The 21,873-nt window shown below is 65.5% G+C and carries 34 protein-coding genes; 3 read left to right on the top strand and 31 right to left on the bottom strand.

Annotated features, from left to right (window positions below; translation table 11 throughout):
- Nucleotides 1-134 precede the first annotated feature (134 nt).
- Both DEO45_RS05515 and DEO45_RS05520 read left to right on the top strand, forming a co-directional pair.
- Nucleotides 135-839, top strand: coding sequence for an ATP-binding protein (locus DEO45_RS05515; RefSeq protein ID WP_114341265.1), 705 nt, complete (start codon nucleotides 135-137; stop codon nucleotides 837-839).
- Nucleotides 817-1,344 carry a mismatch-specific DNA-glycosylase gene (locus tag DEO45_RS05520; protein ID WP_114341266.1) on the top strand — a complete coding sequence of 176 codons (528 nt, stop codon included), beginning with the start codon at nucleotides 817-819 and terminating at the stop codon, nucleotides 1,342-1,344. Before DEO45_RS05515 ends, DEO45_RS05520 begins: the two co-directional genes overlap by 23 nt.
- Before the next feature lie 146 nt (nucleotides 1,345-1,490).
- On the opposite strand, the gene DEO45_RS05525 is transcribed toward DEO45_RS05520, so the two are convergent.
- A complete protein-coding gene (locus tag DEO45_RS05525; RefSeq protein ID WP_114341267.1) occupies nucleotides 1,491-2,780 on the bottom strand; it encodes a cytochrome c in 1,290 nt (429 codons plus the stop codon).
- Entirely contained in the window at nucleotides 2,777-3,535 is a 759-nt protein-coding gene (locus DEO45_RS05530; protein WP_114341268.1) for a c-type cytochrome, read from the bottom strand. The genes DEO45_RS05525 and DEO45_RS05530 overlap by 4 nt, the downstream gene beginning before the upstream one ends.
- 96 nt (nucleotides 3,536-3,631) lie before the next feature.
- Between DEO45_RS05530 and DEO45_RS05535 the strand changes: the two genes are divergently transcribed.
- Entirely contained in the window at nucleotides 3,632-5,239 is a 1,608-nt protein-coding gene (locus tag DEO45_RS05535) for an amidase (RefSeq protein ID WP_114341269.1), read from the top strand.
- Between the two features lie 72 nt (nucleotides 5,240-5,311).
- On the opposite strand, the gene DEO45_RS05540 is transcribed toward DEO45_RS05535, so the two are convergent.
- The 29 genes from DEO45_RS05540 to rpsJ all read right to left on the bottom strand — a co-directional run bounded on the left by DEO45_RS05540 (nucleotide 5,312) and on the right by rpsJ (nucleotide 21,426).
- Complete coding sequence (locus tag DEO45_RS05540) at nucleotides 5,312-6,679, bottom strand: class II 3-deoxy-7-phosphoheptulonate synthase (RefSeq protein WP_114341270.1); 1,368 nt, start codon at nucleotides 6,677-6,679, stop codon at nucleotides 5,312-5,314.
- Nucleotides 6,676-7,197 carry a disulfide bond formation protein B gene (locus DEO45_RS05545; RefSeq protein ID WP_114341271.1) on the bottom strand — a complete coding sequence of 174 codons (522 nt, stop codon included), beginning with the start codon at nucleotides 7,195-7,197 and terminating at the stop codon, nucleotides 6,676-6,678. Before DEO45_RS05545 ends, DEO45_RS05540 begins: the two co-directional genes overlap by 4 nt.
- Before the next feature lie 220 nt (nucleotides 7,198-7,417).
- Nucleotides 7,418-7,801, bottom strand: coding sequence for a 50S ribosomal protein L17 (gene rplQ / locus DEO45_RS05550; protein WP_108473269.1), 384 nt, complete (start codon nucleotides 7,799-7,801; stop codon nucleotides 7,418-7,420).
- Between the two features lie 300 nt (nucleotides 7,802-8,101).
- Nucleotides 8,102-9,100: a DNA-directed RNA polymerase subunit alpha gene (locus DEO45_RS05555; RefSeq protein ID WP_007513388.1), complete on the bottom strand. Its 999-nt coding sequence runs from the start codon at nucleotides 9,098-9,100 to the stop codon at nucleotides 8,102-8,104.
- A gap of 17 nt (nucleotides 9,101-9,117) precedes the next feature.
- Nucleotides 9,118-9,744 carry a 30S ribosomal protein S4 gene (gene rpsD, locus DEO45_RS05560; RefSeq protein WP_008435462.1) on the bottom strand — a complete coding sequence of 209 codons (627 nt, stop codon included), beginning with the start codon at nucleotides 9,742-9,744 and terminating at the stop codon, nucleotides 9,118-9,120.
- An 11-nt stretch (nucleotides 9,745-9,755) separates the two neighbouring features.
- Nucleotides 9,756-10,142, bottom strand: coding sequence for a 30S ribosomal protein S11 (gene rpsK / locus DEO45_RS05565; RefSeq protein WP_007513384.1), 387 nt, complete (start codon nucleotides 10,140-10,142; stop codon nucleotides 9,756-9,758).
- 16 nt (nucleotides 10,143-10,158) lie between these two features.
- Nucleotides 10,159-10,515, bottom strand: coding sequence for a 30S ribosomal protein S13 (gene rpsM, locus DEO45_RS05570; protein ID WP_056386816.1), 357 nt, complete (start codon nucleotides 10,513-10,515; stop codon nucleotides 10,159-10,161).
- 135 nt (nucleotides 10,516-10,650) lie between these two features.
- Nucleotides 10,651-11,973, bottom strand: coding sequence for a preprotein translocase subunit SecY (secY, locus tag DEO45_RS05575; RefSeq protein WP_114341272.1), 1,323 nt, complete (start codon nucleotides 11,971-11,973; stop codon nucleotides 10,651-10,653).
- Nucleotides 11,974-11,977: 4 nt separating this feature from the next.
- Complete coding sequence (gene rplO, locus DEO45_RS05580; protein ID WP_189339683.1) at nucleotides 11,978-12,415, bottom strand: 50S ribosomal protein L15; 438 nt, start codon at nucleotides 12,413-12,415, stop codon at nucleotides 11,978-11,980.
- Nucleotides 12,415-12,612, bottom strand: coding sequence for a 50S ribosomal protein L30 (gene rpmD / locus DEO45_RS05585; RefSeq protein WP_114341274.1), 198 nt, complete (start codon nucleotides 12,610-12,612; stop codon nucleotides 12,415-12,417). Before rpmD ends, rplO begins: the two co-directional genes overlap by 1 nt.
- A complete protein-coding gene (gene rpsE / locus DEO45_RS05590) occupies nucleotides 12,605-13,114 on the bottom strand; it encodes a 30S ribosomal protein S5 (RefSeq protein WP_007513373.1) in 510 nt (169 codons plus the stop codon). The genes rpmD and rpsE overlap by 8 nt, the downstream gene beginning before the upstream one ends.
- Before the next feature lie 105 nt (nucleotides 13,115-13,219).
- Entirely contained in the window at nucleotides 13,220-13,573 is a 354-nt protein-coding gene (rplR, locus tag DEO45_RS05595; RefSeq protein WP_027493642.1) for a 50S ribosomal protein L18, read from the bottom strand.
- Nucleotides 13,574-13,670: 97 nt separating this feature from the next.
- Nucleotides 13,671-14,198: a 50S ribosomal protein L6 gene (gene rplF / locus DEO45_RS05600; protein WP_114341275.1), complete on the bottom strand. Its 528-nt coding sequence runs from the start codon at nucleotides 14,196-14,198 to the stop codon at nucleotides 13,671-13,673.
- Between the two features lie 11 nt (nucleotides 14,199-14,209).
- Nucleotides 14,210-14,605 (bottom strand): 30S ribosomal protein S8, encoded by a 396-nt coding sequence (gene rpsH, locus DEO45_RS05605; RefSeq protein WP_114341276.1) that lies wholly within the window; start codon nucleotides 14,603-14,605, stop codon nucleotides 14,210-14,212.
- Between the two features lie 226 nt (nucleotides 14,606-14,831).
- A complete protein-coding gene (gene rpsN / locus DEO45_RS05610; RefSeq protein WP_114341277.1) occupies nucleotides 14,832-15,137 on the bottom strand; it encodes a 30S ribosomal protein S14 in 306 nt (101 codons plus the stop codon).
- An 18-nt stretch (nucleotides 15,138-15,155) separates the two neighbouring features.
- Nucleotides 15,156-15,698 (bottom strand): 50S ribosomal protein L5, encoded by a 543-nt coding sequence (rplE, locus tag DEO45_RS05615; RefSeq protein WP_189339684.1) that lies wholly within the window; start codon nucleotides 15,696-15,698, stop codon nucleotides 15,156-15,158.
- Nucleotides 15,699-15,707: 9 nt separating this feature from the next.
- Complete coding sequence (rplX, locus tag DEO45_RS05620) at nucleotides 15,708-16,022, bottom strand: 50S ribosomal protein L24 (RefSeq protein WP_114341279.1); 315 nt, start codon at nucleotides 16,020-16,022, stop codon at nucleotides 15,708-15,710.
- A gap of 14 nt (nucleotides 16,023-16,036) precedes the next feature.
- Nucleotides 16,037-16,405 (bottom strand): 50S ribosomal protein L14, encoded by a 369-nt coding sequence (gene rplN, locus DEO45_RS05625; RefSeq protein ID WP_007513359.1) that lies wholly within the window; start codon nucleotides 16,403-16,405, stop codon nucleotides 16,037-16,039.
- A 15-nt stretch (nucleotides 16,406-16,420) separates the two neighbouring features.
- Nucleotides 16,421-16,693, bottom strand: coding sequence for a 30S ribosomal protein S17 (gene rpsQ / locus DEO45_RS05630; RefSeq protein WP_114341280.1), 273 nt, complete (start codon nucleotides 16,691-16,693; stop codon nucleotides 16,421-16,423).
- Nucleotides 16,694-16,705: 12 nt separating this feature from the next.
- Complete coding sequence (rpmC, locus tag DEO45_RS05635; protein ID WP_007513354.1) at nucleotides 16,706-16,891, bottom strand: 50S ribosomal protein L29; 186 nt, start codon at nucleotides 16,889-16,891, stop codon at nucleotides 16,706-16,708.
- Nucleotides 16,891-17,304 (bottom strand): 50S ribosomal protein L16, encoded by a 414-nt coding sequence (gene rplP / locus DEO45_RS05640; protein ID WP_068095390.1) that lies wholly within the window; start codon nucleotides 17,302-17,304, stop codon nucleotides 16,891-16,893. Before rplP ends, rpmC begins: the two co-directional genes overlap by 1 nt.
- Nucleotides 17,305-17,315: 11 nt before the next feature.
- Nucleotides 17,316-18,071 carry a 30S ribosomal protein S3 gene (gene rpsC / locus DEO45_RS05645; RefSeq protein WP_114341281.1) on the bottom strand — a complete coding sequence of 252 codons (756 nt, stop codon included), beginning with the start codon at nucleotides 18,069-18,071 and terminating at the stop codon, nucleotides 17,316-17,318.
- 15 nt (nucleotides 18,072-18,086) lie between these two features.
- Nucleotides 18,087-18,422, bottom strand: coding sequence for a 50S ribosomal protein L22 (gene rplV, locus DEO45_RS05650; protein ID WP_007082179.1), 336 nt, complete (start codon nucleotides 18,420-18,422; stop codon nucleotides 18,087-18,089).
- Complete coding sequence (gene rpsS / locus DEO45_RS05655; protein ID WP_007082178.1) at nucleotides 18,422-18,694, bottom strand: 30S ribosomal protein S19; 273 nt, start codon at nucleotides 18,692-18,694, stop codon at nucleotides 18,422-18,424. Before rpsS ends, rplV begins: the two co-directional genes overlap by 1 nt.
- Nucleotides 18,695-18,706: 12 nt before the next feature.
- Complete coding sequence (gene rplB, locus DEO45_RS05660; RefSeq protein WP_114341282.1) at nucleotides 18,707-19,531, bottom strand: 50S ribosomal protein L2; 825 nt, start codon at nucleotides 19,529-19,531, stop codon at nucleotides 18,707-18,709.
- Nucleotides 19,532-19,548: 17 nt separating this feature from the next.
- Nucleotides 19,549-19,842 carry a 50S ribosomal protein L23 gene (gene rplW / locus DEO45_RS05665; protein ID WP_068095396.1) on the bottom strand — a complete coding sequence of 98 codons (294 nt, stop codon included), beginning with the start codon at nucleotides 19,840-19,842 and terminating at the stop codon, nucleotides 19,549-19,551.
- Nucleotides 19,839-20,441, bottom strand: coding sequence for a 50S ribosomal protein L4 (gene rplD / locus DEO45_RS05670; RefSeq protein WP_114341283.1), 603 nt, complete (start codon nucleotides 20,439-20,441; stop codon nucleotides 19,839-19,841). The genes rplW and rplD overlap by 4 nt, the downstream gene beginning before the upstream one ends.
- An 11-nt stretch (nucleotides 20,442-20,452) precedes the next feature.
- Nucleotides 20,453-21,094 carry a 50S ribosomal protein L3 gene (gene rplC / locus DEO45_RS05675; RefSeq protein ID WP_114341284.1) on the bottom strand — a complete coding sequence of 214 codons (642 nt, stop codon included), beginning with the start codon at nucleotides 21,092-21,094 and terminating at the stop codon, nucleotides 20,453-20,455.
- Between the two features lie 20 nt (nucleotides 21,095-21,114).
- Nucleotides 21,115-21,426, bottom strand: a complete 312-nt coding sequence (gene rpsJ / locus DEO45_RS05680) for a 30S ribosomal protein S10 (protein WP_007082173.1) — start codon at nucleotides 21,424-21,426, stop codon at nucleotides 21,115-21,117.
- Between the last annotated feature and the right edge of the window lie 447 nt (nucleotides 21,427-21,873).

Consider the following 21,873-nt stretch of genomic DNA (forward strand, 5'->3'; position numbering starts at 1 on the left):
TTTATAGCGGCTGCGGCCACGGACTGTCGATGAACCACGGCGGAAAAACCGCCCTCACCCGCAAATGCCGCACAATGGGCGGCGGACGGCAAGCCATGCCGCCCGCCAGACGAACCACCCGGGAGCCCCGAAGCATGACGACGCCCACGGCGACGCCGACCCTGCTGGCATGGAGCGGCGGCAAGGACTGCCTGCTGGCCCTGCAGCGGCTGCAGGCCGATCCGCAATGGCAGGTGGCCGCGCTGCTGACCACGGTCAACCGCAACTACCAGCGCGTGGCCATGCACGGCACGCCGCGCGAGGTGCTGCAGGCGCAGGCCGCCGCGCTCGGCCTGCCGCTGCTGGAGGTGATGCTGGACTGGCCCGGCAGCAACGAGGCCTACGAGGCGGCCCATGCGCAGGCCCTGGTCGAGGCGCGGATGCGCTGGCCGGGAATCCGCCATTGCGCGTTCGGCGACCTGTTCCTGGAGGACGTGCGCGACTACCGCGTGCGCCAGCTCGGCCGCGACAACTGGCGCGCGGTATTCCCGCTGTGGGGCGACGACACCGCCGCGCTGTCGCGCCGCTTCGTCGGCGAGGGCCATCGCGCGGTGCTGTGCTGCGTGGATACCCAGCAGCTCGACGCGGACTTCTGCGGCCGCCATTACGATGCCGCGCTGCTCGACGCGCTGCCTGCCGGCGTCGACCCCTGCGGCGAGCGCGGCGAATTCCACACGCTGAGCTATGCCGGGCCGCTGTTCCGCCGACCGCTCAAGCTGCGCCGCGGCGAATCGGTGCTGCGCGACGGGCGGTTCCAGTTCACCGATTTCATGCTGGATGAGCATGCCGCGGCGGACTGAGCGCCACGTCCTGCCGGACCTGCTGCAGCCAGGACTGGCGCTGGTGTTCTGCGGCACCGCCGCGGGGAAGCGCTCGGCCGCCGAGCAGGCCTACTACGCCCACCCCGGCAACCTGTTCTGGCGCGCGCTGTTCCAGGCCGGGCTGACGCCGCGCCTGCTGGCGCCGGCGGAGTTCCCGCAACTGCCCCACTACCGCATCGGCCTCACCGACCTGGCCAAGCGCCACTCGGGCAACGACGACGAACTGCCACCGGGCGCGTTCGACGTGCCCGCCCTGGTCGCCAAGGTCGAACGCCATGCCCCACGCCTGCTCGCCTTCACCAGCAAGAACGCGGCACGCGCCGCGCTCGGTCACTCGACCGGCTACGGCCTGCAGCAGGAAACCATCGGCGGCACGCGGCTGTTCGTGCTGCCGTCGCCATCCGGCCAGGCGCGCGGCCACTGGGATATCGAACCGTGGTTGACTCTGGCCGGGCTGTATCGCGTCTACCACGCGGGCTCATAGGGCGGCCATCGCCCGCTGCATTTGCCGACGCGCATGGCGACGAATCGGAAAGCCGGCGGACGGTGTCCGCCCTGTGTCGGTGGCCGGCTGCGCCGAAGAGCCGGCGGACAGTGTCCGCCCTACGACATCCGTAGCCATCCGCAAGCTCAGTCGATCGGCGTGTGCCGGTACCTGCTGACGTCTTCGGCGCGCACGATCGAGGCGTGGTTGCCCCAGCCGCGACGGATATAGGTGACCACGGCCGCCACCTCGCCATCATTCAGCTGCTGCGCGAACGGCGGCATCGAGTATGGCCTCTGGTTCGCCGCGGTGACCGGAGTGAATCCGCCGAGCAGGACCATCCGGGTTGCGTTGATGCCGGTGGGTTCGGTCACCGAGGAATTGCCGTCCAGTGGCGGATACACCCCGGCGACGCCCTTGCCGCTCTTGCCGTGGCAGGCCGCGCAGTGCTGCGCATAGACCTTCCCGCCCTGCTCGGTCAGCGCCTTGGTGTCGAACGGCGAGCTCGGCTCGGCCACCGGCGCCCGCGGCGGCAGCGACTGCAGGTAGGTGGCGACCGCCTGCAGGTCGGCCTCGGTCATGTGCTGGGTGCTGCCGGACACCACCGCGGCCATCGGGCCGAATGCGGCGCCCCGGCCCGACTGGCCGGTCTTCAGCAGGTCGACGATGTCCTGCGCGCTCCAGCCTTCGAGGCCGCCATTGCGGCGGGTACTGAGGTCCGGCGCGTACCAGTTCTGCATCGGGATCTGGCCACCGGTGAGGTGCACGTCCTGCGGCGTGCCGCCGAGCGTGTCGCGCGCCGCATGGCATTCGTTGCAGTGGCCCAGGCCCTGCACCAGGTAGGCGCCGCGGTTCCATTCGACCGACTGCGCCGGATCCGGCTTGAACTCGCCCTCCTTGAAGTACAGCGCGCGCCACGCCGCCAGGCTCTTGCGCACGCTGTAAGGGAACGCCAGCGCGGGCAGCATGTCCGGTTGACGCACCGGCGCCAGCGACTGCAGCCAGGCGAAGATCGCCAGCGCATCGTCGCGGTTCACCTTGGTGTAGGAGGTGTACGAAAACGCCGGGTACAGCAGTTCGCCATGGCGGCCCTTGCCGCTGTGCAATGCCTGCCAGAAATCCTCGAAGCTCCAGTCGCCCAGGCCGGTCTCGCGGTCGGGCGTGATGTTCGGCACGGGGATGTTGCCGAACGGCGTGGGGAGCGAGCGACCGCCGGCAAGGCGTGCGCCGCCCTGCGCGGTGTGGCAGCCGGCGCAATCGCCGACGATGGCCAGGTAGTTGCCTTTCGCGATCAGTGCCGGATCGCGCAAAGTGGCCGCCGCGACCTTGCTGGCGGCGGGTGGCGTCGGCCGGCCGCCGCTGCCGAACAGCATCCAGCCGAGTACCAGCACGGCCAGTACCGCAACCAGCAGCAACAGCCTGCGCAGCCATGTCATGGCGTGCCTCCGGTGGCACCCAGCACGCCGCATCGCAGCGGCGGCGTCACCGAGCCGGCCGGCTGCGCGTGCGTGTCGGGCGGCAGCTCGCGGCTGGCCAGCGCCGCCGCCACCGCGGTGATGTCCGATTCGCCCAGCCGGTTCGCCACCTCGGCCATGCAGTCGGGGGCCACGGTGGCGCGGGTATGCGTGCGCCACGAGCCCAGTTGCGCGCTGATGTAGTCGTACGGCAGGCCGACCAGCCCCGGCGTGGACGGCTCCACGCCGGTCAACTGGCTGCCGTGGCAGCTGGCGCAGGCGGGGATCCTGCGTGCCGGATCGCCCTTGCCGATCAGTTCCTCGCCGCGCTGCAGCGTGGCGGCGGATACCGGCGGCAGCGGCGAGCGGCCGTAAGGCACCTGCTGCGCCGCGAAGTATTCGGCGATCTCCCGCATGTACGCGGGCGGCAACTGGCGCACGGTGTATTCCATCGGCGCGTACTTGCGCAGGCCATTCTGGAAATCCTGCATCTGGCGCGCGAGATACGCCGCCGGTTTGCCGGCCAGGCGCGGGAAGTAGCCGCTGCCGGGCGTGCCTTCGCCATGCACGCCATGGCAGGTGGTGCAGGCGGCGATGCGCTGTTGCAGGGTGTCGGGAATCCGCGGCGTATCGGCCGTCTCGGCGGCACGGGCGGGAGCGCCAAACCACAGGGCGGCCGCCAGCAGGGCCGCAACACGGAAGGACTTGGCTGGACAGGAACCGGCATTCGTCATCATCTAGGGATTGTACTCTGGCAACTCCGCGTGCCGCCCGGCACCGCGCTAAGCTTGGCCGGCACGACCGCATGCCGCACTTGCCGCCCGGGGATCATCGTGAAGCATCCAGCCAGCCATCTCGCCGCCCTCGTCGCCATGCTGCTTGCCGGTCCGGCATGGGCTGCCGAAGCCACCCCGCCGGATATCGCCTACGCCTCGGCCGCGCAGCTGCAGCAACGCATGGATGCCGGCACGCTGGACAGCCGCCGGCTCGCCCGGCAGCTGTTCGATCGCATCCGGCAGATCGACCAGTCCGGCCCGAGCCTGCGCGCGGTGATCGAGACGAACCCCGATGCGCTGGAGCTGGCCGGTACGCTCGACGCAAAGCGCACGAAGAGTCACGGCCCGCTGTACGGCATCCCGGTGCTGCTGAAGGACAACATCGACACCGGCGACCGCATGCTGACCACCGCCGGCTCGCTGGCGCTGGCCGATGCGCCGGCACCGCGTGACGCCGGCCTGGTCGAACGGCTGCGCAAGGCCGGCGTGTTGGTCCTGGGCAAGACCAACTTGAGCGAATGGGCCAACTTCCGCTCCAACCATGCCAGCAGCGGCTGGAGCGGACGCGGCGGCCAGACGAAGAACCCCTACGCGCTCGACCGCAACCCCTGCGGCTCCAGCGCCGGCTCGGCCGCCGCCGTGGCAGCCGGACTGGCCACCGTGGCGATCGGCAGCGAGACCGACGGCTCGATCATCTGTCCCGCGGCGATGAACGGCATCGTCGGCATCAAGCCCACGCTGGGCCTGGTCAGCCGCAGCGGCATCGTGCCGATCAGCCACAGCCAGGATACCGCCGGCCCGATGGCGCGCAGCGTGGCCGATGCGGCCGCCCTGCTCAGCGTGATCGCCGGCAGCGACCCGCGCGACCCGGCCACCGCCGAGGCGAACAAACACGCCACCGACTACACCCGCTTCCTCGACCCGAACGGACTGAAAGGCAAGCGCATCGGCGTGGTGCGCCAGCTCGCCGGAGCCGAGCCGAATGCCGACCGCGTGCTCGATCAGTCGATCGCGCTGATGAAGGCACAGGGCGCGATCATCGTCGACCCGGTCACGCTGCCGCACCTGGCCGAACTCGGCAAGCCGGAGATCACCGTGCTGCTGTACGACTTCAAGCACGACATCAACGCCTACCTGGCCGACCGCCGCGGCCTCAAGGTGAAGACGCTGGCCGACCTGATCGCGTTCAACCGGGCGCATGCCCGCGAGGAGATGTCATGGTTCGGCCAGGAACTGTTCGAGCAGGCCGAGCAGAAGGGGCCGCTCAGCGACAAGGCGTACACGGACGCACTGGCGCAGGCGAAGCGGCTGTCGGGGCCGCATGGCATCGATGCCGCGCTGGCCTCGCAGCACCTGGACGCCCTGCTGGCGCCGTCATGGGGGCCGGCTTTCATGACCGATCCTGTGCTGGGCGACCACATCGTCAGCGGCGATCCCACCGTGGGCGGCGCATCGCAGCCGGCGGCGGTGGCCGGCTATCCCTCGATCACCGTGCCGGCCGGCTTCGCCCACGGCCTGCCGGTCGGCATCGTGCTGTTCGGCGCGAAGTGGAGCGAGCCGACGCTGATCTCGATCGCCTACGGCTTCGAGCAGCACGCCGCGGCGTGGCAGCCGCCGCAGTTCCTGGAGACGGTGGGCGGGACGCCGGCGACATCCATTCACTGAGCACGCAACGAAAAAGACGGCCACCTGGCCGCCTTTTCCCGAACACCCCTACGAACCTCGCGGGCCGGCGCGTCAGCCCTGGCCGCCGGCCGACTTGCGCACGATCAGCATCGCCAGTTCCAGCGATTGCTCGTAGTTCAGGCGCGGATCGACCATCGACTTGTAGGCGCGGTCGAGATCGCTCTCGGACAGGTCGCGGGCGCCGCCCATGCATTCGGTGACATCCTCGCCGGTCAGCTCCAGATGCACGCCGCCAAGCCGGGTGTCGGCTGCTGCATGGATGTCGAACGCCTGGTCGAGTTCGCCGCGGATATTGTCGAAGCGTCGGGTCTTGTAGCCGTTCGAGGTGCTCTCGGTATTGCCGTGCATCGGATCGGCCACCCACAGCACGCGCCGGCCCTCGCGCTTCACCGCCTGCAGCAGCGGCGGCAGCGCGGCGGCGATCTTCGCGCAGCCCATCCGGTGGATCAGGGTGAGCCGGCCCGGCTCGTCGTCCGGGTTCAGCGCGTCGATCAGCGGCAGCAACTGGTCCGGCGTCACCGAAGGGCCGACCTTCACCGCCACCGGGTTGCGGATGCCGCGGAAATACTCCACGTGCGCGCCATCCAGCGCGGCGGTGCGCATGCCGATCCACGGGAAGTGGGTGGACAGGTTGAACCAGCCGGGATGGCGCGGCACCTGGCGGGTCAGCGCCTGCTCGTAGTGCAGCAGGAGTGCCTCGTGCGAGGTGAAGAAATCCACCTTGGAGAAACCGGCGATCGGGCCGGCCAGGGTTTCCATGAAGCGCAGCGAGTCGCCGATGGCCGCGACCATCTGCCGGTATTCGGCGGCCAGCGGCGAATGCTCGACCCAGGCCAGATCCCAGTATTCCGGGTGGTGCAGGTCGGCGAAGCCGCCGTCGATCAGAGCCCGCACGAAGTTCATCGTCAGGGCCGAGTGCGCATGCGCCTGAATCAGCCGCTGCGGATCGGGCCGGCGCGCGGCGATGGTGAATTCCGGGCTGTTGACCACGTCGCCGCGGAAGCTCGGCAGGGTCACGCCATCGCGCGTCTCGGTGTCGGCCGAACGCGGCTTGGCATACTGTCCCGCGAAACGGCCCACCCGCAGCACCGGCTTCTTCAGCCCGTGCACCAGCACCAGGCTCATCTGCAGCAGCACCTTCAGCCGGTTCGAGATCACCGGACTGGTGCAGTCGGCGAAGCTCTCGGCACAATCGCCGCCCTGCAGCAGGAAACGCCTGCCCTCCTGCGCCTCGGCCAGCGCCTGCTTCAAGGCCAGCACCTCCCACGACGTCACCAGCGGTGGCAGCCCGGCGAGTTGCGCGGTGGCTTGCGCCAGTTCGGCAGCGTCCTCGTACTGCGGCTGCTGCAGCGCCACGCGCTGCAGCCACGACGAAGGCGCCCAGCCCGCGGCAAACATGGTTGGCAACGCTTTGCTCATCGGCGTGCCACCCCCGGGCGACGGGTGCCGGCCAGCGCGGCCCAGGCACCCAGCAGCACGAACCAGATCAGCGACCACCACGGCATCGACAGGCCGAGGATCGGTTGCACCGCGGCGCACTCGCCGGAGCCGGTCAGCACCTTCAGCAACACGCCGACCACGCCGCCGTGGGCGCTGCGGGTTTCCAGCATGTAGCCCAGCGGCGCACCACAGCTCGGCACCTCACCGGGGGGCAGCGACTGGATCCACAGGTGACGCGTGGCGATGCCGATACCGACCAGGGCGATCAGCAGCAGCAATCCCGCGTATGCCATGCGCCCGCCCCCGCGCGGGGCGTGCAGGCCGCCGATCAGGAACACCACGCCCAGCGCGATGAACACCACGCGCTGCAGGATGCATAGCGGGCAGGGATCCATCAGCAGCGCGTATTGCGCGTACAGCGCGAAACCGACCAGGCCGGCACAGACCAGGAAGCCGGCAAGAAGACTGACGCGAAACGACCAACGCAAGGGATTCATAAGCGGCACGGCAGCAAGCGAAGACATGACATTACCCGCTTGCCACCGGGCTGTCAGCATGGGTCATTGCGTGGAAAACGACGGGACGGCAGGACCGCCGTCCTGCACGCACGCGGAGCACCGGCAACGAGGACACACGGGGAAGTACGCCATGAAAAACCCCGGCAGGTTGCCCGGCCGGGGTTTCATTCGGACGTCTGGATGTCCCTACGTGCCGAGCTTATTCGGCGTCGACGGCCTCGACCTGCGGGCGACCGACCAGCTCGACGTACGCCATCGGCGCGTTGTCGCCGTCGCGGAAGCCGCACTTCAGGATGCGCAGGTAGCCGCCGGGGCGTTCCTTGTAGCGCGGGCCCAGCTCGACGAACAGCTTGCCCACCGCTTCCTTGTCGCGCAGACGCGAGAAGGCGAGGCGGCGATTGGCCACGCCGTCGGTCTTGGCCAGGGTGATCAGCGGCTCGGCCACGCGGCGAAGTTCCTTCGCCTTCGGCAGGGTGGTGCGGATCAGCTCGTGCTTGAACAGCGACGATGCCATGTTCTTGAACATCGCTTCGCGGTGGCTGCTGGTCCGGTTGAACTTGCGTCCGGATTTCATGTGGCGCATGACGAAACTCTCTCTGGTCTGTTGTTATGAAAAGCCGGCGCCTGTGTCCGGTTTTCCGCGGTTGCCCGCTGTTCCAAGCCCTTTCAAAACGGGCTCTCGTGAGACGTGCGGCCATGGATGGCCGTCTGATGCTTCGGCGGCCAAGGGACCGCTTGGAAGGCCAACCCGGCCTTCCGTCGGGCAGTCAAGGCGACTGCTCCAAATTCGCAGCCCGGGGGCGGCGAGCCCGGCGGAACGGCCAGATGGCGTCCGCCAGTTGGTGACTGCGACGACGATCGGAAGATCGCCGCCGCAACAACATCAACCCAGCTGCATGCCGTGCGACAAGCCCGGCGGCGGCCAGTTCTCGAGCTTCATGCCGAGCGCGAGGCCACGACCGCCCAGCACGTCCTTGATCTCGGTCAACGACTTCTTGCCCAGGTTCGGCGTCTTCAGCAGCTCGACCTCGGTCTTCTGCACCAGGTCGCCGATGTAGTAGATGCTCTCGGCCTTCAGGCAGTTCGCCGAACGCACGGTGAGTTCCAGATCGTCGATCGGGCGCAGCAGCAGCGGATCGAAACCGCTCTTCTCCGCCTTGTCGGTGGCGCTCTCGCGACGCGAGAAGTCACCGAACACCGACAGCTGGTCGTTGATGATCTCGGCGGCCTTGCGCACCGCGTCCTCGGCACCGATCGTGCCGTTGGTCTCGATGTCCAGCACCAGTTTGTCGAGGTTGGTGCGCTGCTCGACGCGAGCGGCGTCCACTTCGTAGGCCACGCGCAACACCGGCGCGAACGACGCGTCCAGCTGCAGGCGACCGATCGGGCGCGCTTCGTCATCCGGATGCTGGCGCGCGCTGGCCGGCTGGTAGCCGACGCCACGACGCACCTTCAGGCGCATGTTGAGCGCGATATCCTTGGTCAGGTGGCAGATCACGTGCTCGGGGTTGATGATCTCCACCGAGTGGTCGACGACGATGTCGCCGGCCGTGACCACGCCCTTGCCCTTCTTGGACAGGGTCAGGGTGACCTCGTCGCCGCTGTGCTGACGGATCGCCACGTCCTTGAGGTTCAGCAGGACTTCGATCACGTCCTCCTGCAGGCCTTCCAGGGTGGTGTACTCGTGCAGCACGCCATCGATTTCGACCTCAACGATGGCGCTGCCGGGGATCGAGGAGAGCAGCACGCGACGCAGCGCGTTGCCCAGGGTGTGGCCAAAGCCACGCTCGAGCGGCTCGACCACCACCTTGGCGCGGTTGGCTCCGAGCTGTTCGACGCTGAGGCCACGCGGCCGCAGCACGCTAGTTGACGAAACTGCCATGCAGAGCTCCGGTAAAATTACTTCGAGTAAAGCTCGACGATCAGGGCTTCATTGATGTCGGTCGGCAGATCGCCACGATCCGGCACCGACTTGAACGTACCTTCGAACTTCTTGCTGTCGACCTCGACCCAACCCGGACGCAGGTCCATGGTGTCGAATACGGTCGCCGCTTCCTGCACGCGCAGCTGGCTGCGGGCGCGCTCGGTCAGCGCGATCGCGTCACCCGGACGCACCTGGTACGAAGGAATATTCACCTTCTTGCCGTTCACCAGGATCGCCTTGTGGGCAACCAGCTGGCGGGCTTGGGCGCGGGTGACCGCGAAGCCCATGCGGTAGACGACATTGTCCAGGCGGCTCTCGAGCAGGCGCAGCAGGTTCTCGCCGGTATTGCCCTTGAGGGTGGTCGCCTTGGTGTAGTAGTTGCTGAACTGGCGCTCGAGCACACCGTAGATGCGCTTGACCTTCTGCTTTTCACGCAGCTGCACGGCGTAGTCGGACATGCGCATGCGCTTGTTCGCGCCGTGCTGGCCGGGCTTGTTTTCCAGCTTGCACTTGGAATCCAGCGCGCGCGCCGGGCTCTTCAGGCTGAGATCTGCACCCTCACGACGGGCGAGCTTGCAGGTAGCTCCACGATAACGGGCCATGGGTATGCTCCTTAGACTCGACGCTTCTTGGGGGGACGGCAGCCGTTGTGCGGAATCGGCGTGACATCGATGATGTTGAGCACCTTGTAGCCCAACGCGTTCAGCGAGCGCACGGCCGATTCACGGCCCGGGCCCGGGCCCTTGATGCGCACTTCCACCGTTTTCACGCCGTAGTCGCCCGCGGCGCGGCCGGCCTTTTCAGCGGCCACCTGGGCGGCGAACGGGGTCGACTTGCGCGAACCGCGGAAACCCGCGCCGCCGGCAGTCGCCCACGACAGGGCATTGCCCTGGCGATCGGTGATGGTGACGATGGTGTTGTTGAAGGAGGCCTGCACGTGGGCCACGGCATCCGTGACAACGCGCTTGATCTTCTTCTTGGTCTTGACAGGCTTGGCCATGTTCGGAATCCGTTACTTACTTCTTGATGGCGCGACGCGGGCCCTTGCGGGTGCGTGCGTTGGTACGCGTGCGCTGGCCGCGCACCGGCAGGCCGCGACGATGACGCAGGCCGCGGTAGCAGCCCAGGTCCATCAGGCGCTTGATGGCCATGCCCACCTCGCGGCGCAGATCGCCTTCGACGGTGTACTTGGCGATTTCGTGGCGGATCTTCTCCACCTCGCCTTCACTGAGGGACTTGATCTGGGTGGTGGGAACCACGCCAGCATCCACGCAGACCTTCTTGGCCCGGCTGCGGCCGATACCGTAAATGCTCTGCAGACCGACCCAGACATGCTTCTGGACCGGCAAATTGACACCCGCGATGCGCGCCATGATGTACTTTCTCCGATGCGTTTCTTGCGCGGTAAACGCGCAATTTTAACCTGAATTACCCTGACTGGAAAGCCCTGCGGCACCGAGGCGCCGCCAGCTTCCGACTTCGACCAACTCCGTTCGCTCCAGCAGCCACTAGTTGCGGCGGAGATTGGCCTTCTTGAGCAGACTTTCGTACTGGTGACTGACCAGGTGCGCCTGCACCTGAGCCGTGAAATCCATCACCACCACCACCACGATCAGCAGCGACGTGCCGCCAAAATAGAACGGTACATGCCAGGCGCTCTGCATGAACGAAGGCACCAGGCATACCAGCACCAGATACAGCGCGCCGACACCGGTCAGACGCGTCATCACCGCGTCGATGTAGCCAGCCGTGGCCTTGCCCGGACGGATGCCCGGAATCAGCGCACCCGACCGCTTGAGGTTGTCGGCGGTCTCGTCGGCATTGAACACGATCGCCGTGTAGAAGAACGCAAAGCCGATCACCAGCACCGAGAAGACGATTTCGTACAGCGGGTTGCCCGGGCTTAGCGCCTGCGTCAGATCCTGCAGCCAGCGCGCCTGTTGGCCGGTACTGAACCAGCTGACCGCCGTCGCCGGGAACATCAGCAGGCTCGAGGCAAAGATCGGCGGGATCACGCCCGACATGTTGATCTTCAGCGGCAGGTTCGAGCTCTGGTTCATGTAGGCCTTCTGGCCGCCTGAACGCCGCGCATAGTTCACGGTGATGCGCCGCTGGGCACGCTCCATGAACACCACGAACCCGGTAACGCCCAACGCCAGGGCAAACACCATCAGCAGCTTGAGCAGCGACAGCTCGCCGTTGCTGGCCATGCCCAGGGTGTGTACCACCGCACCGGGCAGACCGGCCACGATGCCGGCGAAGATCAACAGCGAGATACCGTTGCCGATACCGCGCTCGGTCATCTGCTCGCCCAGCCACATCAGGAACATCGTGCCGGCGGTAAGCCCGACCACGGACGAGAAGACGAAGGCGAAGCCCGGCGTGTAGACCACCGGCGCTCCGCCGGCAGCGACTTGCCCCTGCAACGCCACCGCGATGCCGAACGACTGAAACGCCGCCAACGCCACCGTGGCATAGCGCGTATACATCGTCATCTTGCGCTTGCCCGCCTCGCCTTCCTTGCGCAGGCTCTGCAGGCTCGGCACCACCGCGCCCATCATCTGGAACACGATCGACGCCGAGATGTACGGGATCACGCCCAGCGCGAATACCGAGAAACGCTCCAGCGCGCCGCCCGAGAACATGTTGAACATGTCCATCAGGCCGTTGCCATTGACCAGATTGGTCATCGCCTCCGGATTGACGCCCGGAACCGGAATGAACGAACCGAGGCGGAACACCACCAGCGCACCGATCACGAAGAAGATGCGCTGGCGAAGCTCCGTCAGCTTGCCGAGCTTGCCGAGTGCGTTGCCCTTGGCTGCGGCCACCTGATTACTCCACGCTGCCGCCGGCAGCCTCGATGGCTGCCCTGGCGCCGGCGGTAGCCAGCAGGCCGGACAACTTCACCGCGCGACCGATTTCACCCTTGAGCACCACCTTGACCTTCTTGGCGCGGCTGTTGATCAGGCCAGCCTGATGCAGCGCGACCACGTCGATCACGTCGGCCTTGAGGCCGGCCAGCTGATACAGGAACACTTCCTGGCTCTCGGCCTGCATCTTCGAGCGGAAGCCGACCTTCGGCAACCGGCGCTGCAGCGGCATCTGGCCGCCCTCGAAGCCGTATTTGTGGGTACCGCCCGCGCGGGCGTGCTGACCCTTGTGACCGCGACCGGCGGTCTTGCCCAGGCCCGAGCCGATGCCGCGGCCGACGCGCAGGCGCGTCTTGCGGGAACCGGCGGCCGGCTTGATGTCGTTCAGACGCATGATGATTACTCCTCGACCCGGACCAGGTAATAGACCGTGTTGATCAGGCCACGCACCTGCGGGCTGTCCTTCAATTCGCGGACGTCATTGGTCTTGTTCAGACCCAGTGCCTTCACGCTCAAGCGATGACGTGCCTGCACGCCGCGCAGGCCCTTGACCAGGCGCACGCGCACGGTGGCGGCGGTTTCGTTCTTCTTAGCCATTGCCGAGCACCTCTTCCAGACTCTTGCCACGCTTGGCGGCGATCTTCTTGGGCGAGGCAACCGCCTGCAGACCCTTGATGGTGGCGCGCACCAGGTTGATCGGGTTGCGCGAGCCGACCGCCTTGGCCAGCACGTTCTTCACGCCGACCACTTCCAACACGGCACGCATCGCGCCGCCGGCGATCACGCCGGTACCTTCGGAAGCCGGCTGCATGTAGACGCGGGCAGCACCATGGTTCGCCTTCACGGCGTACCACAGGGTGCCGTTGTTCAGCTCGATGTTCACCATCTGGCGGCGGGCGCGCTCCATCGCCTTGGAGATGGCGACCGGCACTTCGCGCGCCTTGCCATAGCCAAAGCCGACCTTGCCCTCGCCGTCACCGACCACAGTCAGTGCGGTGAAGCTCATCTGGCGGCCACCCTTGACGGTCTTGGCCACACGGTTGACGGCAATCAACTTTTCCAGCAGGCCGTCGGAATTTTCGCGATCGGTAGAAGACATGTTCTTTTCCGTGTGCCCGGCGAACCGGGACTTTGCTTGCGGCTGTGCCGCTTGGAGTTGTAGGTGACGCCATGGATCGGGGGTACACCCCGACCCTGATGTTGCTTAGAACTGCAGGCCGGCCTCGCGCGCCGCATCGGCCAGCGCCTTGATGCGCCCGTGATAGCGGAAACCGGAGCGGTCGAACGCGACGGACTCGATGCCCGCGGCCTTCGCACGTTCGGCGACGGCCTTGCCCACCGCGGCGGCGGCAGCCAGGTTCTTCGTGCCCTTCAGGCCCTCGGCCACCGACTTCTGCACGGTGGAGGCAGCCGCCACCACGTTCTTGCCGGAGGCGTCGAACACCTGCGCGTAGATGTGCTGCCCGGTGCGATGCACCGACAAGCGGGCCACGGCCAACTTGCGGATGTGGGCGCGCGTCGACTTGGCGCGGCGCAGGCGGTTTTCGTTCTTGTTCATCTGTCTGTTCCTCGAAAGCGGATCGGCAGTAGTTACGCAATGCTTTTGTGAGTAGTGCGGCCATGGATGGCCGCCCCCACACGCAGGGAGAGCGTACTCAGGCCTTCTTTGCTTCCTTCAACGTGATCTTCTCACCGGCATAGCGGACGCCCTTGCCCTTGTAGGGCTCCGGCGGACGGAAACCGCGGACCTTGGCTGCCACCTGGCCTACCGCCTGCTTGTCCGAACCCTTGATCAGGATCTCGGTCTGCGACGGGGTTTCGATGCTGATGCCTTCCGGCGCATCGAACACTACCGGGTGGGAAAAGCCCAGGCTCAGGTTCAGCGACTTGCCCTGCATGGAGGCGCGGTAGCCGACGCCGACCAGCTCGAGCTTGCGCTCGTAGCCGGTGGAGACACCGGTGACCATGTTGGCCAGCAGCGCGCGGGCGGTGCCACCGAACATGTCGTCAGCGCCCTCGACGAGGCTGATGTGCGCTACGCCGTTGTCCACGGCAATGGTCACACCCGGCAGCTGGTGCACGGACAGCGTGCCCTTCGGGCCCTTCACGGAGATGCTGTCGGTGCCGACGGTCATCTCGACGCCCTTGGGCAGGGAAATGGGTTGTTTGGCAACACGTGACATCGAAAGACTCCTTATGCCACTTGGCCAATGACTTCGCCGCCCAGACCCTTGGCACGGGCCTGCGCATCGGTCAACAGACCGGCGGAAGTCGAAATGATCGAAATGCCCAGGCCACCGAGGACCTTCGGCAGCTCGTCCTTGCCGCGATATACGCGCAGGCCGGAGCGGCTGACACGGGAAATGCGTTCGATGGCCGGCTGGCCCTCGAAATACTTGAGCTTGATCTCGAGCACCGGCTTGCCTTCCTCGGCGGAAGTCTTGGCGTCGAGGATGTAGCCCTCGTTCTTGAGAAGGTTGGCGATCGCCAACTTCAGTTTCGACGACGGCATACGCACGGCCGGCTTGCCCATGGCCTGGGCATTGCGGACGCGCGTGAACAGATCGGCGATGGGATCAGTCATGCTCATGAAAACATCCTTCAGAGTGCACCGATATCCGATAAAACCGGAAATCAATCAGATTGTGAGCCGGCATTGACGCCGGCCTGCCTTGCGCAGACCGCCGACTATAACAGCATTTTCAGGTTTTGGCGAATAGCGATGCGATAACCGCATCAGCCGGCCGCGTACCGACGCGACCGGGATGAATCGGCGGCGGGGCATCGCGCCCCGCCGGCCGGTTCTGCAAACAGTATTACCAGCTGGCCTTGCGCAGGCCAGGCACGTCGCCGCGCATGGTCGCTTCACGCAGCTTGTTGCGACCGAGGCCGAACTTCGAGTAGACGGCGCGCGGACGACCGGTCAACGCACAACGGGTGCGCTGGCGCACCGGGCTGGCATCGCGCGGCAGTTTCTGCAGCTTGGACTGGGCCGCCATCTTCTCCTCGTAGGAGGCGCTGGGACTCAGCACGATCGCCTTCAGCTCGGCGCGCTTGGCGGCGAACTTCTGGGCGAGCTTGGTCCGCTTGATGTCGCGGTTGACCATCGAGGTCTTTGCCATGGATATCTCTCGCGTCTATCAGTTGCGGAACGGGAAGCTGAACGCGGCCAGCAGGGCCTTCGCTTCTTCGTCGGTCTTGGCGGTGGTGGTGATGGAAATATCCATGCCACGCAGCGCGTCAACCTGATCGAAGTCGATTTCAGGGAAGATGATCTGTTCCTTGATGCCGAAGTTATAGTTGCCACGACCATCAAACGCCTTCGCCGAGACACCGCGGAAGTCGCGCACGCGCGGCAGCGAGATATTGATCAGGCGATCCATGAACTCCCACATCTGGGCGCGGCGCAGGGTGACCTTGCAGCCGATCGGCCAGCCGTCGCGAATCTTGAACGAGGCGACGGAAACGCGCGCCTTGGTCGTGATCGGCTTCTGGCCGGAGATCTTGGCCATGTCGGCCACGGCGTTCTCGAGCACCTTCTTGTTGCCGGCAGCTTCGCCCACGCCCATGTTCAGCGTGATCTTGGTGATGCGGGGAACCTGCATCACGTTCTGGTAGCCGAACTGCTCGGTGAGCTTCGGCACTACCTGCTCTTTGTAGAAATTTTCAAGGCGGGTCATGATCGTGATTCCTTACGCGTCCACGACCTCGCCAGTCGAACGGAACACGCGGACCTTGCGCCCATCAGCGAGCGTTTTGGTGCCGACGCGTTCACCCTTGTTCGTGGCGGGGTTGAACAGCTGCACATTGGAGAGATGGATCGAAGCTTCACGCTCGACGATACCGCCAGCCTGGTTGGCCTGGGGGTTCGGCTTGGTGTGGCGCTTGACCAGATTCACGTTGGAGACGAACACGCGCTCGCCATCAACGCGCAGCACGTCGCCGCGCTGACCCTTGTTCTTGCCGGTGATCACCAGGACCTGATCACCCTTGCGGATACGGTTCATTGTCTTGACTCCGCTCAGAGCACTTCGGGCGCAAGCGAGACGATCTTCATGAACTTCTCGCTGCGCAGCTCGCGGGTAACCGGCCCGAAAATACGGGTACCGATCGGCTCGAGCTTGTTGTTGAGGAGGACCGCTGCATTGCCGTCGAAACGGATCAGCGAGCCATCGGGACGGCGCACGCCCTTGGCGGTACGCACCACCACGGCATTGTACACCTCGCCCTTCTTCACCTTGCCGCGGGGAATCGCATCCTTCACGGTGACCTTGATGACGTCGCCGATCGCGGCATATCGGCGCTTGGATCCGCCGAGCACCTTGATGCACATCAGTTCCTTCGCGCCGCTGTTGTCCGCCGCGGAAAGCGTGCTTTGCATCTGGATCATGTCTGCATGCCTCCCTTAGACGTTGGCGCGCGTGATGATCTCGACCACGCGGTGATGTTTGGTCTTGGACAACGGACGGCACTCCGCGATGCGCACGAGGTCGCCCTCGTTGGCACCGAGGTCATCCTGCGCATGCAGCTTGGTCGACCGGCGGATGGTCTTGCCAAGCAGCCAGTGCTGCTCCTGACGCTCGATCAGGACGGTGACCGTCTTGTCCATCTTGTTGCTGGTGACGCGGCCCTCGAGGGTGCGCGCCTGCTTCTTGTCTTGATTCTGGTTGTCGCTCATGTCGGCCGTCCCTTACTTCTTGCCGCCGAGCACGAACTTCGTGCGGGCGATGTCACGCCGAACGCGGCGGAGCTGGTGCGGCTGGGTGAGCTGGCCGGAACCCTTTTGCATGCGCAGATTGAACTGCTCCTTGCGCAGGTCCAGCAGATGCTGCTGCAACTCTTCGGCCGACTGGTTGTTGATATCTTTGCTGGCCATCACATCACCGCCCGGGTCACGAACTGGGTCTGCACCGAGAGCTTGGCGGCGGCCAGGCGGAAAGCCTCACGCGCCGTCGGCTCGTCGACGCCCTCGATTTCATAGAGCATGCGGCCGGGCTGGATCGGGGCGACCCAGAACTCGACGCCACCCTTGCCCGCGCCCATGCGGACTTCGATCGGCTTCTTGGTGATCGGCTTGTCCGGGAAAACGCGGATCCACAGCTTGCCGCCGCGCTTGACGAAGCGGGTGATGCAACGACGGGCCGCCTCGATCTGGCGCGCGGTGAGCGCGCCATGGGTGGTCGCCTTCAGACCGTACTCGCCGAAGCTGACCAGGTTGGCGCACTGCGCCAGCCCGTCGTTACGGCCCTTGAACTGCTTGCGGTATTTGGTTCGCTTGGGTTGCAACATGGCAACTCTCCTTACTTCGCCGACCGCTCGCGGCGGCCGTCACCGGCCTCGCGACGCGAATCGTTACGACGACCTTCGCCACCTTCACGGCGCGGCTGCGAGGGCGACTCGTCCTTCGACTCCTGGCCGATCTGGGTCAGGTCGAAGATCTCGCCCTTGTTGACCCACACCTTGATGCCGATGATGCCGTAGGTCGTGCTGGCCTCGGCGAAGCCGTAATCGATGTCGGCGCGCAGCGTGTGCAGCGGTACGCGGCCTTCGCGGGCCCACTCGGAGCGCGCGATCTCGGCGCCGTTCAGACGGCCGGACACGTTGATCTTGATGCCCAGCGCGCCCAGGCGCATCGCGTTGCCGACCGAGCGCTTCATCGCGCGGCGGAACATGATGCGGCGCTCAAGCTGCTGCGCGATCGACTCGGCCACCAGCTGCGCGTCCAGCTCGGGCTTGCGCACCTCGTTGACGTTGATGTGCGTCGGAACGCCCATCATGTCGCTGACTTCCTTGCGCAGCTTCTCGATATCCTCGCCCTTCTTGCCGATCACCACGCCCGGCCGGGCGGTGTGGATCGTCACGCGCGCGGTCTTGGCCGGGCGCTCGATCTGGATCTTCGAGATGCCGGCAGCCGCCAGCTTCTTCTTCAGCATGTCGCGGACCTTGATGTCGGCCACGAGATACTTGGCGTAGTCGCCCTTGTTTGCGAACCACTTCGAGTTCCAGTCCTTGGCAATGCCGAGGCGGATACCGGTGGGATGAACTTTGTGACCCATCGTCTATGTCCCCGGTCAGTTGCCAACAACCACAGTGATGTGGCTGGTGCGCTTGAGAATGCGCGAACCGCGGCCTTTGGCGCGGGCATACATGCGCTTCATCGCCGGACCTTCGTCGACGAAGATGCTGGAGACCTTCAGCTCGTCGACATCGGCGCCGAGGTTGTTCTCGGCGTTGGCGACGGCCGACAGCAGCACCTTGCGGACGAGGTGTGCGGCCTTCTTGTTGGTGTAGGTGAGCACATCGCTGGCCCGGCCCACGGGAAGTCCGCGGACGAGATCGGCCACCAGGCGTGCCTTTTGCGCCGAAATGCGGGCGCCGCGCAGGATCGCTTTGGCTTCAGTGCTCATCACTTGCCCTTCTTGTCGCCGACATGGCCCTTGAACGTACGGGTCACCGCGAACTCGCCGAGCTTGTGCCCGACCATGTTCTCGTTGATCAGGACGGGCACGTGCTGACGGCCGTTGTGGATGGCGATGGTCAAGCCGACCATTTCCGGCAGGATCATCGAGCGACGCGACCAGGTCTTGATCGGGCGCTTGTTGTTGGCGGAAACCGCAGCTTCCACCTTCTTTACGAGGTGAAGGTCGACGAACGGACCTTTCTTCAGAGAACGCGGCATGTCGGCTTCCCGTTACTTGGTACGACGACGCACGATGAACTGCTGCGTGCGCTTGTTGTTGCGGGTCTTGTAACCCTTGGCCGGCGTGCCCCACGGGCTGACCGGATGACGACCGCCGGAGGTCTTGCCTTCACCACCGCCATGCGGGTGATCGACCGGGTTCATCACCACGCCGCGGACGGTCGGGCGAATACCCACCCAGCGCTTGGCGCCGGCCTTGCCCAGCTTCTTCAGGCTGTGCTCGCCGTTGCCCACTTCGCCGATGGTGGCGCGACAGTCGACCGATACGCGGCGCATCTCGCCGGAACGCAAGCGCAGCGTGGCATAACCGGACTCGCGGGCAACCAGTTGCACCGAGGCGCCAGCGCTGCGGGCGATCTGCGCACCCTTGCCCGGACGCAGCTCGATGCAGTGAATCGTGCTGCCCATCGGAATGTTGCGCAGCTGCAGGCAGTTGCCAGCCTTGATCGGTGCATCACGGCCGGACACCAGGCGATCGTCCACCTGCACGCCTTTCGGCGCGATGATGTAACGGCGCTCGCCATCGGCGTAGCACAGCAGCGCGATATGCGCGGTGCGGTTCGGATCGTATTCGATGCGCTCGACGCGGGCGGCAATGCCTTCCTTGTCGCGCTTGAAGTCAATGATGCGGTAGTGCTGCTTGTGACCGCCGCCACGATGACGCGTGGTGATGCGGCCATGGTGGTTGCGGCCGCCGGTCTTGGACTGCGACTCGGTCAACGCCGCGTACGGCGCGCCCTTGTACAGACCTTCCGTGCGAACGCTCACCGCGTCGCGGCGACCCGGCGAGGTCGGCTTGTGGTTGATTAGTGCCATCTCACAGAACTCCTGGCTCAGGCCTTGGCGGCCACGTCGATGGTCTGGCCATCGGCAAGACGCACATAGGCCTTGCGCTTGCCCTGGCGGCTGCCAGCGCGGAAACGGAAGGACTTGACCTTGCCCTTGGTGTTGACGAGGTTCACCTGCTCGACCTTCACGTCGAACAGCTTTTCCACGGCAACGCGGACATCGGCCTTGGTCGCCGTCGGGGCGACCACGAATACATACTGATTGTGCTCGGCCAGACGCGCCGATTTCTCCGAGATGTGCGGCGCGCGCAGCATGTCGAGAATGCGTTCGTTGTTCATGCCAGCCACTCCTCGACCTTCTTCACGGCGTCGACCGTCATCACCACGTGGTCGGAACCGACCAGGCTGACCGGGTTCAGCGCCATCACGTCCAGCACATGGATATACGGGATGTTGCGGGCGGCCAGGAACACCGCCTCGGAGGCGTCTTCCGACACCAGCAGCACGCGGCCGGCAACTTCCAGCTCGGCCAGCTTGGCCACCATCGACTTGGTTTTCGGCGTTTCGACGCCGAAGCTCTCGACCACCTTCAGGCGACCCTGGCGGACCAGCTCGGAGAAGATCGAACGGATCGCGACGCGATAGGCCTTGCGGTTGACCTTCTGTTCATAGCTGCGCGGCTTGGCGGCAAACGTGACGCCACCGCCAACGAAGATCGGCGCACGGTAGTCACCGTGACGGGCACCGCCACCCTTCTGCTTCTTGAACTTCTTGGTGGTGCCGGACATCTCGCCACGCGACAGCTGCGCCTTGGTACCGGCGCGACCGGCCGCCTGGTAGGCAACCACAACCTGGTGGACCAGGGCTTTCTTGTACTCGCCGCCGAACACTTCGTCCGACACGCTGAGCGGCTTGGCGCCAATGACATTCAATTCCATGGCGACTCTCCTCAACCCTTGGTCGTCGGGCGGATGATGACGTCGCCACCGGTTGCACCCGGCACCGCGCCCTTCACCGCAATCAGGTGACGCTCGGCGTCGACCTTGACCACTTCCAGACCCTGCGCCGAACGGCGCACGGCACCCATGTGACCGGCCATCTTCTTGCCCGGGAACACGCGACCCGGCGTCTGGCGCTGACCGATGGAGCCCGGTGCGCGATGCGACAGCGAGTTACCGTGGGTGGCGTCACCCATCTTGAAGTTCCAGCGCTTGATGGTGCCCTGGAAGCCCTTGCCCTTGGACACGCCGGCGACATCGACGATCTGGCCGACGGAGAACACGTCGTCCGCCTTGATCTCGGCGCCCACTTCGTACTTGCCGAGATCCTCGGCAGCCACGCGGAATTCCCACAAGCCACGACCCGGCTCGACCTTGGCCTTCGCGTAGTGGCCCTTCAGCGGCTGCGTCAGCAGATTCGCGCGCTTGCTGCCCGCGGAAACCTGGACGGCGCTATAGCCATCGTTGTCATCCGTCTTCAGCTGGGTCACGCGGTTCGGGGTCGCTTCAATCAGCGTCACCGGAACCGAGCGGCCATCTTCGGTGAAGAGGCGACTCATGCCGCATTTGCGGCCAACCAATCCGATACTCATCTTCGTATCCTGTCTGTCGCTCAACCGAGCTTGATCTGAACATCGACGCCAGCGGCGAGATCAAGCTTCATGAGCGCGTCCACGGTCTTGTCGTTCGGGTCGACGATGTCGAGCACGCGCTTGTGGGTACGTGTCTCGTACTGGTCGCGTGCATCCTTGTCGACGTGCGGCGACGTCAGAATGGTGTAACGCTCGATCTTGGTCGGGAGCGGGATCGGGCCGAGTACCGTGGCACCCGTGCGCTTTGCCGTCTCGACGATCTCGCTGGCCGAGCGATCGATCAGGCGATGATCGTACGCTTTCAGCCGAATCCGAATCTTCTGGTTCGCCATAACCGTGTCCTGTTGTCGAAAGAACGTAATGTGAAACGAAACGGCTTCTCGCCGCCCCGCACTACCCTTTGTCACCACATCGGCGGCCGGCGAAAACCTCGCGGCCCCAATTCGAAAAGTCCAAGCAAGCACCGATTGGCCTGCTTGGACGAATTTGCATCTCGCGAAAAAAGACGCTATCAACAGGATAGCCCTGCGATGACGTCAACTCGCCAAGGCCGATCCCCGGCCAGCGAACTCGAAGCGCTTCCTGCACCTCATTTCGCGGTAGATCGGCCAAAACGTGTATGGCCGACAAGTGAGCTGCGAAGTATACCGGCAAATCTGGATTTAGTGAAGGGGGTGCAATCAAAGTGGCTCACCCGCCTTCCTGGCATCATCCAATCACCCAGACCGGATCAACGTCTGAAGTTGTCCCGGCAGCAAGCTGCCGGGACAACAGGTATT

It is taken from the genome of Rhodanobacter denitrificans (genome assembly GCF_003335105.1).
Taxonomy (GTDB): Bacteria; Pseudomonadota; Gammaproteobacteria; order Xanthomonadales; family Rhodanobacteraceae; genus Rhodanobacter; species Rhodanobacter denitrificans_A.

Bases quoted from the DNA above. Each gene is read 5' to 3' on its own strand.
- DEO45_RS05515 (WP_114341265.1), top strand. From the start codon at position 135: ATGACGACGCCCACGGCGACGCCGACCCTGCTGGCATGGAGCGGCGGC.
- DEO45_RS05520 (WP_114341266.1), top strand. From the start codon at position 817: ATGAGCATGCCGCGGCGGACTGAGCGCCACGTCCTGCCGGACCTGCTG.
- DEO45_RS05525 (WP_114341267.1), bottom strand. From the start codon at position 2,780: ATGACATGGCTGCGCAGGCTGTTGCTGCTGGTTGCGGTACTGGCCGTG.
- DEO45_RS05530 (WP_114341268.1), bottom strand. From the start codon at position 3,535: ATGATGACGAATGCCGGTTCCTGTCCAGCCAAGTCCTTCCGTGTTGCG.
- DEO45_RS05540 (WP_114341270.1), bottom strand. From the start codon at position 6,679: ATGAGCAAAGCGTTGCCAACCATGTTTGCCGCGGGCTGGGCGCCTTCG.
- DEO45_RS05545 (WP_114341271.1), bottom strand. From the start codon at position 7,197: ATGAATCCCTTGCGTTGGTCGTTTCGCGTCAGTCTTCTTGCCGGCTTC.
- rplQ (WP_108473269.1), bottom strand. From the start codon at position 7,801: ATGCGCCACATGAAATCCGGACGCAAGTTCAACCGGACCAGCAGCCAC.
- DEO45_RS05555 (WP_007513388.1), bottom strand. From the start codon at position 9,100: ATGGCAGTTTCGTCAACTAGCGTGCTGCGGCCGCGTGGCCTCAGCGTC.
- rpsD (WP_008435462.1), bottom strand. From the start codon at position 9,744: ATGGCCCGTTATCGTGGAGCTACCTGCAAGCTCGCCCGTCGTGAGGGT.
- rpsK (WP_007513384.1), bottom strand. From the start codon at position 10,142: ATGGCCAAGCCTGTCAAGACCAAGAAGAAGATCAAGCGCGTTGTCACG.
- rpsM (WP_056386816.1), bottom strand. From the start codon at position 10,515: ATGGCGCGCATCGCGGGTGTCAATTTGCCGGTCCAGAAGCATGTCTGG.
- rpmD (WP_114341274.1), bottom strand. From the start codon at position 12,612: ATGGCTAAGAAGAACGAAACCGCCGCCACCGTGCGCGTGCGCCTGGTC.
- rpsE (WP_007513373.1), bottom strand. From the start codon at position 13,114: ATGTCTTCTACCGATCGCGAAAATTCCGACGGCCTGCTGGAAAAGTTG.
- rplR (WP_027493642.1), bottom strand. From the start codon at position 13,573: ATGAACAAGAACGAAAACCGCCTGCGCCGCGCCAAGTCGACGCGCGCC.
- rplF (WP_114341275.1), bottom strand. From the start codon at position 14,198: ATGTCACGTGTTGCCAAACAACCCATTTCCCTGCCCAAGGGCGTCGAG.
- rpsH (WP_114341276.1), bottom strand. From the start codon at position 14,605: ATGAGCATGACTGATCCCATCGCCGATCTGTTCACGCGCGTCCGCAAT.
- rpsN (WP_114341277.1), bottom strand. From the start codon at position 15,137: ATGGCAAAGACCTCGATGGTCAACCGCGACATCAAGCGGACCAAGCTC.
- rplX (WP_114341279.1), bottom strand. From the start codon at position 16,022: ATGAACCGTATCCGCAAGGGTGATCAGGTCCTGGTGATCACCGGCAAG.
- rplN (WP_007513359.1), bottom strand. From the start codon at position 16,405: ATGATCCAGATGCAAAGCACGCTTTCCGCGGCGGACAACAGCGGCGCG.
- rpsQ (WP_114341280.1), bottom strand. From the start codon at position 16,693: ATGAGCGACAACCAGAATCAAGACAAGAAGCAGGCGCGCACCCTCGAG.
- rpmC (WP_007513354.1), bottom strand. From the start codon at position 16,891: ATGGCCAGCAAAGATATCAACAACCAGTCGGCCGAAGAGTTGCAGCAG.
- rplP (WP_068095390.1), bottom strand. From the start codon at position 17,304: ATGTTGCAACCCAAGCGAACCAAATACCGCAAGCAGTTCAAGGGCCGT.
- rpsC (WP_114341281.1), bottom strand. From the start codon at position 18,071: ATGGGTCACAAAGTTCATCCCACCGGTATCCGCCTCGGCATTGCCAAG.
- rplV (WP_007082179.1), bottom strand. From the start codon at position 18,422: ATGAGCACTGAAGCCAAAGCGATCCTGCGCGGCGCCCGCATTTCGGCG.
- rpsS (WP_007082178.1), bottom strand. From the start codon at position 18,694: ATGCCGCGTTCTCTGAAGAAAGGTCCGTTCGTCGACCTTCACCTCGTA.
- rplB (WP_114341282.1), bottom strand. From the start codon at position 19,531: ATGGCACTAATCAACCACAAGCCGACCTCGCCGGGTCGCCGCGACGCG.
- rplW (WP_068095396.1), bottom strand. From the start codon at position 19,842: ATGAACAACGAACGCATTCTCGACATGCTGCGCGCGCCGCACATCTCG.
- rplD (WP_114341283.1), bottom strand. From the start codon at position 20,441: ATGGAATTGAATGTCATTGGCGCCAAGCCGCTCAGCGTGTCGGACGAA.
- rplC (WP_114341284.1), bottom strand. From the start codon at position 21,094: ATGAGTATCGGATTGGTTGGCCGCAAATGCGGCATGAGTCGCCTCTTC.
- rpsJ (WP_007082173.1), bottom strand. From the start codon at position 21,426: ATGGCGAACCAGAAGATTCGGATTCGGCTGAAAGCGTACGATCATCGC.